Raw genomic sequence first — 7,451 nt, 5'->3', positions numbered from 1 at the left:
ATTTTACTCTTTCATCTTCAGTAAACCTACGAATAAATTTATCCATTTCTATAGACCCTCCTAAATTCTAAATATATCTTATAACTAATGAGTTAATGTGTCCACTTTAATTAGGGGGCCTATAGGCATTTTATTCTTAACTGTCAATTGTCCTCTAAAAATATTGCTACGTAATATTTTTATAATGTCTTTTTAATTACACTCTACCCCATTTTCAGCAGATTTATTTTTTATAATAATGGCTGTAGAGCATAATACAAATATTATTCCTAGTAAACACTTAGCATTTATATTTTCACTAAATAATATATAGCCAAAAATTATAGCTGAGATTGGTTCTAACATGTTTATAAAAGCAGCTTTTGTAGCACCTATATTTTTAACTTCTGATGCTATCAATGCAAAAGGAATAAGCTGACTTACCAAAGCACCTATTGCAGTTATAAACACTTCAGATAAAGAAGTCGGCAATACCAATAAATTGAAAGGAATTGATATTACAGCTATAACTAAACTAAAAAATAGCAAAGAATAAGCTATTAAACAAAGAGGGTCCATGTCTCTTATACTACTCTTATCTAATGCTATAATATATATAGCATATGTGAAGGCAGATAAAATAGCCATGATTATACCTTTTATACTAAATTCTCCCCCTCCATTCATTAAAGCCATACCGATAACTGCAAAAGAGCAGGCCAAAATGGTTTTTAATGGAATCCTTTCTTTAAATAAAGCTGAAGTTATTAGTACAACCAATAATGGATATATAAAGTGTAACATTGTAGCTAAACCTATTGGCATATAAAAAGAAGCTCCAATAATTAATAAACCCGTTATTCCTGTTCCTGTAACTCCAAATAATATCAATGGAAAAACTTGTTGCTTTTCTATTTTAACAGATTGCCTTTTTAATTTTAAAAATAAAAAGCACCAAATTACACAAAATACACTCTTAAAAAATGTTTGATTCCAAGCATTTATGTCATATGCTTGCAAAAGCCTTACAAAAACTCCTGAAGTGCCAAGCAAAACAGAAGCAATAATTATTTTTAAGTATTTCATAATATATCCCTCTTTACTATTTCTATATACTGCTTGAACTATTCCAAAAAAATAAAGGATGTATTCTTATTATTAATACACCCTTTATTGAATGCAATTTTATATATATGTTTTAAAATTAAGCAGCTGTTTCACTCTTTTCTTTATTACTAGACCCATAAATTATAGTTCCTATGACAAAACCTACAAGGGCTGGAACTATCCATGCAAAACCTTGTGATGCTAATGGAAGCTTAGCTATCATAGCATTTAAACCAGGCATATTTAATCCACACATTTTAAGTGCATCTGCCATACTTATAAATAATGTGAAAATAACAGCCCCTTTGTAGGATCCTTTATTAGGAACATATTTATTAAATAATCCAAAGAAAACTAAAACAATTGCTACTGGATATATTGCTATAAATATAGGTGCTGCAAATCCAATAATCTTTTCTACTCCAAAACTTCCAATAATTATACCGATTATATAGGTCATAGTTACACATGCCTTGTAGGAAATTTTGCCATTAGTTAATTCACTCATAAAGTCTGCAAAAGAAGTAGTAAGTCCAACACAGGTAGTTAATGTTGCTAAGATTACACTTACTGAAAGCATAACTGTTCCAAAGTTACCCAAAAGCTTTTTTACAACAGTAGAGAGCAATACTGATTTATCCATGGTCTGTGGAAGCACCCCACTAGCTCCTGCCCCTATAAATAATAATCCTCCATACACAATAAATAAACCTATAAATGCTATAATTGAAGCTCCTCTTATTATGCGATTAGTTTCTTCCTTTTTTTTATATCCTTTAGCTATAACACTCTCTATAAAAATACCTCCACAAAGCAAACCCGTCAAAACATCTCCAGTTTGATATGCACTGATAAACGCATTAGAAAATGCATTTTTTATTCCAGTATCTACTGGTGTGCCTAAAGGGGAAATAATTCCTTTAACTACAATAAGTAGTAATACAATAAGCATTACTGGTGTTAAGAATTTACCAACTTTATCAATTACTGATGATTTATCTATAGTAAAATAATATGCGGCTAAAAAGTAAAGGAAAATCACTGGAAAAGATGGTATATTAGGAAACAGTGGTTTAACCCCCAATTCATATGCAACAGCTGAAGTTCTAGGAATATTAGCAAACACACCTACCAAAAGCATAACTGCTAAATTAAATACTATATAAAACCAAGGACTTACAGGTTTGCTTAATTCAGCAAATGATCCTCCTGCCTTAGAAACAGCAATAATACCTAAAACAGGTAATAGTACTCCCGTGAGTGTAAGACCTATAAGGGCTGGGCCCCAGTTTTCACCAGAAACTAAACCTATTGATGGCGGAAATATAATATTACCTGCTCCAAAAAATACAGCAAATAGTGCAAAACCAACAATTAATATATCTTTAAAATCATTTTTTGAATTCATAATCTTACCTCTTTTCTTATAATTATTTACTTGATTTATTTGCCTTATTAATAATTTTTTTATTTGTTACATTCCTTAACAAAAGCTTCAAATAATCTAAAAAACTGATTTTTCCCATCATTCATCATCTCAGGATGCCACTGAAGCCCCATAACAAATCTATCTCCTATTTGTTCAATTGCCTCAACAACTCCATCTTCTCCCTTAACAGTTACTACAAGGTCTTGCCCAACTTTATTTACACCTTGATGATGAAAGCTGTTTATTTTTATTTCTCTTTTCCCAAATACACCATATAGCTTGCTGTCCTCTTTGACTATAGCCTTTTGGAAACCATAATCCCTAGGATATGCTAGCTGGAAGTGTTCCATTTCAGTAACCTTCTCCTTCACTAAGTCTTGATGGAGAGTTCCTCCCTTTACCACATTCAATAACTGGCATCCTCTACATATTCCAATAATTGGCATGCTAAAGTCTTTTAGAGCTGTTTTAAGAAGATTATATTCCGTATTATCACGTTTGATGGATATTTCTCCTAAAGAACCTGTTGGTATTTCATTATAAAGTACAGGGTTTACATCATTGCCTCCTGATATAAGTAATCCATCTAATACCATCAGGATAGGCAATATATTCTCAACGTTTTCAACTGCAGGTAATATAACTGGAATACCCCCTGCTGATTCTATAGCTCTGATGTAATCATCAGCAATAAGCTGCCATTCTTGTAACGCTCCACCTAAATGTGCTAATTTACCAACTTCATCATCTGAAGTATAGTTAGATGTAATTCCTATAATTGGTTTTTTCACTTTCTTTTCCTCCCTCATTTAAGCCTTAATTTTTTAATGCTATATTATCAAAATTTCTATTTTTGTATACGGTATCACCTCATTCAAGTTTAATGTAAGTCTTTTAACTATTTAATAGCAATATTCATGCCAAGATTTAAATTTTTATTAAATATCCAAAACCCCTTTAAAACTTGACGTTTCTAATTTTTTTAACTGAAATAAAAAAGGTCTTATTATCAATTTGATTTTTCAAAATGATAATAAAACCATTCTAACTTATATTTTCTTAGTATTATTAGGCTTTTTAGAATTTATCAAATTTAAAAATATATTTTCATTTTGATAAATTTACTACAGTTGCTTTAATCTTCTGTATAACGTTGTAAGACTTATGCCCATATCTTCTGCAATTTTCCTTTTACCCTCCATATCATCACCATATTCAATGAGTAATCGCCTTATTGTATCAATCTCTATCTCTTTGATATTTTTATTTTTCCACATCTGTTTTCCATTTTCAAATTGATTTTTTATCTTGGTAGATACGCTTTCATACTGTATGATATCACTTTTTTCAACATTCACTGAGTATTCAATTGCATTTTGAAGTTCTCTAACATTTCCAGGCCAGTTATACATTAAAAAGGTTTTCTTAGCCTCTTCAGAAACATCTTTTATATTTTTTCCATACTTGCCATTGTAAACAGATATAAAATATTTTACCAGCACAGATATGTCTTCTATACGATTTCTTAATGGCGGTATATCCAATGGCATTACATTAAGTCTATAATATAAATCTTCTCTAAACTCCCCGTCTTCAATCATTTTTTCCAGATTTCTATTAGTAGCAGCAATAACCCTCACATTGAGCTTTATAGGCTTTGTACCACCAACTCTCTCAATCTCACCACATTCAATTACACGTAAAAGTTTAGGCTGAAGATGAAGAGCCAAATCCCCAATCTCATCTAAAAATATGGTTCCATTATTAGCAAGCTCAAACTTTCCAGGTTTTCCGCCTTTTTTAGCTCCAGTAAATGCTCCATCTTCATATCCAAATAATTCACTTTCCAATAAATTTTCTGGTATAGCAGCACAATTGATAGCTATAAAAGAATTTTTATTTCTATTGCTATTATTATGCACAGCTCTTGCAAAAATTTCTTTGCCCGTTCCACTTTCCCCTCGAATTAACACATTAAAGTCGCTTTTAGCAGCAATAACTGCATCTCCCTTAGCCTTTTTTATGCTATCACTAACCCCAACTATACTATCTAAATTAAAGTTTAAATGGCAGTTGTCTCCCAATAACTTATATGCTATACTTCCCATTTCCTTTTGATCTCTAAAAGAAAATAAAATTTCCGAATTATCATTTTCACCTTGAATAGGCTTCACCGTAACATACAATCTTTTTTGATCAAAATTATTTCCTAAGTTTAATTCCACATTATCATAAACCTTTTTTTCATCTATCATATCAGATATATTAGGTATAGGAATTATATCCCCTATATATAGATCCTGCTTAATTACTGTATAAAATATCTTTTCCATTATGTTGTTATATAAAATTATTTTTCCCTTATTATCTGTAACAATCAAGCCTTCATTTACAGTATTTAATATGGTCTTTATTCTTTCTGAATTTTCCTTTTCAACTAGCTTAGAACTTATAAAATTTGCTATGTTTTTTAGAAACAATATTAGTTCCTTTTCCATTCTATGCTGGCGCTCTTTCATTTTGTCATCAAAAGCTCCTATAGATATAACCCCTATGGTTTTTCCATGCTTTATTATAGGATAAATAATTGAATTTTCTTCGAAACACAACTTAGTCACAGGACATGATTTGCATATCTCATGCTCCTTAGGATTGTTTAATATAAGAGGTTTCCCAGTAGCAAGAACGTAAGCAGTAGTCCCGCCCTTTGGAAGTGTAAGTCCTTCATACTTCTCATATTTCCCAGTGCCTACAATGCGGCAAAGGTTTTCATCAACTACAAAAATATCAAATTTGATAATGGATTGAGTTGTCTCAATTAACTGTCTAATAAAATCAGATATGTGAAAAAGTGAAGAATCCATATGTATCCTAGTTAAGAAAACTTAGACAAACTTAACCATTCTCCTTTCTGATATATTATTATTTTCTAAGTTTAAAACCAATATATTTTATTAAATTTTTATGTTTAAATCCATTAACTTCTTCTATGTTTGCTTTAGATTTTCTTCTCATAGGTTTAATTATCCAATCTTTTATATTGCAGTCATCATCCTTTGCCGACAAGTCAGTTATAACAATTGCGTCATTGCTATGAGATTTCTCAATGTCCCAAGCTATTCTTTTGTTAGCTGTATCTCCCCTCCAGTGGTTAAAATCAATCTGCATAATTTAGACAGTCCTTGTCTTAAATAAGTTTTACCTTGCGTTATGTGTTGAGCATAATCAAATCTTACATTTTTGCCATCAATGATTTGTTGATATTTTTCAATAAACAATTCTTCATTACCTTCTATCTTATCATGACAATCACTACATAAAGTTATAAGATTACTTAGAGTATTTGCAACTATCTCTAAGGATGACTGCCTTACGAATATTTTCATTCAATCTATTTGACTCCTGATATTGCCATCTATATAATCGTAGTTCCTATGCCCCTAAAAATTCATATTATAGTTTCTTGAATAATACCATACTTTTATCTACTGTGTCTATCAACTAAGAAAATTGGTCACAATTTTAATACATTACAAGAAATTAACTGCAATTGTATAATATATATTATGGAATACCTACGATGCCTATAAAATATGCTACAATAGTATAAATAAAATTATACTTTGTAAAAAGTCAGCAGAAAGGATGAACTTGATGAGAATAAAGAAATTTTTTAAAGTTTCTATAGTCATTGCATTATTAGCATTTACTATATCTATTTTTTACTTTGAAAGCAGTACAATAATGTTTTCTTCAAAATAACATCTTTTACAATTCCATGCTCTGCCTATGAATTAATTATGAAACAACCATCTAAAATTGAGCAGCCCCAGTTAACAGAGAACTCAAGGGAAGTTATTTATAAAGATATGGTTATTTCATTACTTATTCCATATATGCAGAAAGAAATAAATAATTATTACAAAGAATATTTAACCGAATTGCCGATAATCTTTCCCTATAGTGTTGATATAGTAAATGTTGAGAGGCAAGGAGGAAGTGGATATCTAATTAGATTAGAGGTTATAGCACACCCTTTTGTTGGGCCAATTAATACTGTTGGTGATGATAGAATTATAATTGAAACTGGAGCTTTTGGCTCAGTTAAGATTATAAAATTTGAACACATTAAAAGTTATCAATTACCTTGGAACTGGCAACACATAATAAAGAAACCATATTAAGTACGTCAAAATTTAAAAGTGCTAATATATGTTGGCACTTTTAAATTTTACTGGATCATAAAAGCTTTTCAACATATTCCTTATATTTATTTTATCATTTTCATATGCTTTATTTATATATTCTAATGTATTTTTTATAATTATTTTTAATCTTTCATATATAATTTTCATTCTTTAATACATTAGCTTTATGCATAAATTCGTTATCTTTTGGTATTATAATCTTTAATTTTGTTTCCTCTGGTGTTTTATTATCTCCCTCTAAAACTATAAGATATGGTTCTGGTAAATTTATAGTTATAGTATCACCCATATTTTTAAAATCCGCCAATCTTACAGCTCTTTCAAAACCGTACCTAAACATTCTTATAGCCATACTATATAATAATACGGAAAATATGTTATAACTTTCTTGCAGATGAGTCGTATTAGTACAATATCACGGTTTGATGTAGTTGTATGACAAACAATTAAAATATGAGATTATGGGGATATGGGTATAGCAATGATAGGTATTACATTAATTAATTTATTGTATTAATAATTAACTGAAGCATGTATTTATGGATTCGTATTCTTTGTTAAGCTTGCTCACAGATTAATATTCTAAACTAACTAAGTATTTTGAGACTAACTATATGAAGTCAAGTAAAAGTTAAAAGATTTTTATAGTTGTTTGATTAATGTTTAATTAATAAAAAAGAGCATGACAAAAAGAGCAATCAAAGATTACTTTTAAAAAAATTACATTT

Annotated in this window: 8 protein-coding genes; 1 reads left to right on the top strand and 7 read right to left on the bottom strand. The window is 29.8% G+C overall.

The genetic code is table 11. The features are described from left to right. Nucleotides 1–192 precede the first annotated feature (192 nt). The 6 genes from CLLI_RS13500 to CLLI_RS14750 form a co-directional block, all read right to left on the bottom strand. Nucleotides 193–1,065 (bottom strand): DMT family transporter, encoded by an 873-nt coding sequence (locus CLLI_RS13500; RefSeq protein WP_106064724.1) that lies wholly within the window; start codon nucleotides 1,063–1,065, stop codon nucleotides 193–195. 118 nt (nucleotides 1,066–1,183) lie between these two features. Next, the gene (brnQ, locus tag CLLI_RS13495; protein WP_106064723.1) at nucleotides 1,184–2,494 is read right to left on the bottom strand and encodes a branched-chain amino acid transport system II carrier protein; all 1,311 of its coding nucleotides are present in this window, start codon (nucleotides 2,492–2,494) and stop codon (nucleotides 1,184–1,186) included. A gap of 59 nt (nucleotides 2,495–2,553) precedes the next feature. Next, on the bottom strand, nucleotides 2,554–3,306 hold the full coding sequence (locus CLLI_RS13490; protein WP_170063742.1) for a gamma-glutamyl-gamma-aminobutyrate hydrolase family protein: 753 nt from the start codon (nucleotides 3,304–3,306) through the stop codon (nucleotides 2,554–2,556). 333 nt (nucleotides 3,307–3,639) lie between these two features. After that, on the bottom strand, nucleotides 3,640–5,379 hold the full coding sequence (locus tag CLLI_RS13485; RefSeq protein WP_106064721.1) for a sigma 54-interacting transcriptional regulator: 1,740 nt from the start codon (nucleotides 5,377–5,379) through the stop codon (nucleotides 3,640–3,642). A gap of 58 nt (nucleotides 5,380–5,437) precedes the next feature. After that, complete coding sequence (locus tag CLLI_RS13480) at nucleotides 5,438–5,683, bottom strand: hypothetical protein (RefSeq protein WP_207655117.1); 246 nt, start codon at nucleotides 5,681–5,683, stop codon at nucleotides 5,438–5,440. Continuing rightward, nucleotides 5,632–5,901 (bottom strand): HNH endonuclease, encoded by a 270-nt coding sequence (locus CLLI_RS14750; protein ID WP_207655116.1) that lies wholly within the window; start codon nucleotides 5,899–5,901, stop codon nucleotides 5,632–5,634. The genes CLLI_RS13480 and CLLI_RS14750 overlap by 52 nt, the downstream gene beginning before the upstream one ends. Before the next feature lie 414 nt (nucleotides 5,902–6,315). Between CLLI_RS14750 and CLLI_RS13475 the strand changes: the two genes are divergently transcribed. Next, nucleotides 6,316–6,699 carry a DUF3888 domain-containing protein gene (locus CLLI_RS13475; protein WP_106064720.1) on the top strand — a complete coding sequence of 128 codons (384 nt, stop codon included), beginning with the start codon at nucleotides 6,316–6,318 and terminating at the stop codon, nucleotides 6,697–6,699. A 154-nt stretch (nucleotides 6,700–6,853) separates the two neighbouring features. On the opposite strand, the gene CLLI_RS13470 is transcribed toward CLLI_RS13475, so the two are convergent. Further along, on the bottom strand, nucleotides 6,854–7,063 hold the full coding sequence (locus CLLI_RS13470; RefSeq protein WP_146127103.1) for a hypothetical protein: 210 nt from the start codon (nucleotides 7,061–7,063) through the stop codon (nucleotides 6,854–6,856). Between the last annotated feature and the right edge of the window lie 388 nt (nucleotides 7,064–7,451).

Source organism: Clostridium liquoris (assembly GCF_002995785.1).
GTDB lineage: Bacteria > Bacillota > Clostridia > Clostridiales > Clostridiaceae > Clostridium_AO > Clostridium_AO liquoris.
This window is presented reverse-complemented; position numbering and strand designations above follow the sequence as displayed.